Genomic DNA, 1,524 nt, shown 5'->3' on the forward strand with positions numbered 1-1,524 from the left:
AGCTGCATCAGAAGCGTATGCCGTTTATCGAAAATGACTTATATGTAGAACAAACGGATTTAGAGGATTTAATTTTCTCAGAAATCAAAACCTTACAATCGTGGTGTGTGCAAAAAGGTATTGGCTTTGATTTGGATCTGGAGGCAGCCTCTGTCCTCAGTGATGCAAAGTGGCTCGCTTTTATCGTACGGCAGTTACTGACGAACGCTGTGAAGTACAGTGAAACGTCCGACATTCACCTGCACAGCTTTGAATCAGAGGGCCGCACCGTCTTAATAATCAAAGATGAGGGACGCGGAATTGATGCGAAAGATTTGCCGCGCATCTTCAACAAAGGATTCACCTCGACCACTCAGCATCAAGACCACGCCGCTACAGGAATGGGACTATACTTAACGAAAAAAATTGCCCAGTCGCTGCATATTCATATTGAAGTTCATTCCACACTCAACGAAGGAACGACGTTCACATTAACCTTTCCAAAAATGAATGAATTTGAAACCATTCGAGGCGTGTGACAAAAATGTCACATGCTTCGCTCTTTTGTTAGATAAATCGAAGGAATTGCTCCCTCTTCCCCTTTTATAATGGAACTAGTTAATCAAGGAGGTTCACTACCATGTCAACCATTTTAGAAGCGAATAAAGTCCGTAAAAGCTACGGAAATAAATTTATGAAAAACGAAGTACTGAAAGGAATTGACCTTTCCATTGAAAAAGGGGAGTTCGTCAGTATCATGGGGGCCTCGGGATCAGGTAAAACGACGCTTTTGAATGTCCTCTCCTCCATCGATAAGGTCAGCCAAGGGACGATTCACATTGAAGATCAGGAGATCACCGGCAAAAAAGAGAAGAAACTCGCCGAGTTCAGGAAACATCACTTAGGGTTCATTTTTCAGGATTACAACTTATTAGACACGTTGACGGTAAAGGAAAACATCCTTTTACCATTATCGATTTCCAACGCCCCAAAAAGAGAAGCCATTGACCGCTTCCTTATGGTGGCAAAAGAACTGGGCATCGATGATATCCAAAATAAATACCCAAATGAAATTTCCGGCGGGCAAAAACAACGGACATCCGCTGCCCGTGCGTTCATCCATGAACCTAGCATCATCTTTGCTGACGAACCCACAGGTGCGCTGGATTCCAAGTCTGCTTCCGATCTTTTGAACAAATTAAGCGAACTGAATGAAAAGCGGAAATCAACGATTGTGATGGTTACGCACGATCCTGTCGCTGCGAGTTATTGCAGTCGGGTCATCTTCATCAAGGATGGGCAGATTTACACGGAACTGAACAAAGGAAACCAAACCAGACAGAGTATGCTGAAGGATATTATGAAGACGCAAGGTGTGCTGGGCGGGGTTCAATATGAGTATTAATCAGCTCATTTTCCGCAATTTAAAAAAGAACTTGAGAAACTATTATTTGTACGTCTTTGCGCTTATTTTCAGCGTGGCCTTGTACTTTGCCTTTGTGACCTTGCAATACAACCCAAGTATGGCAGAAGCACAGGGGGGAG

Annotated in this window: 3 protein-coding genes; all 3 read left to right on the forward strand. The window is 43.4% G+C overall.

Translation table 11 applies throughout. The features are described from left to right. Positions 1–518, forward strand: a 518-nt coding sequence (locus tag LD39_RS20180; protein ID WP_035552783.1) for an ATP-binding protein, incomplete at its 5' end; no start/stop codon positions are given. 101 nt (positions 519–619) lie between these two features. After that, positions 620–1,384, forward strand: a complete 765-nt coding sequence (locus LD39_RS20185) for an ABC transporter ATP-binding protein (protein WP_035552785.1) — start codon at positions 620–622, stop codon at positions 1,382–1,384. Further along, positions 1,374–1,524 (forward strand): hypothetical protein (locus tag LD39_RS23690; protein WP_231572626.1); only part of this gene is annotated, 151 nt, incomplete at its 3' end. The genes LD39_RS20185 and LD39_RS23690, both read left to right, overlap by 11 nt.

This window comes from Halobacillus sp. BBL2006, assembly GCF_000786645.1.
GTDB lineage: Bacteria > Bacillota > Bacilli > Bacillales > Halobacillaceae > Halobacillus.

Coding starts and splice junctions, on each gene's coding strand:
- LD39_RS20185 (WP_035552785.1), top strand. CDS start 620: ATGTCAACCATTTTAGAAGCGAATAAAGTCCGTAAAAGCTACGGAAAT.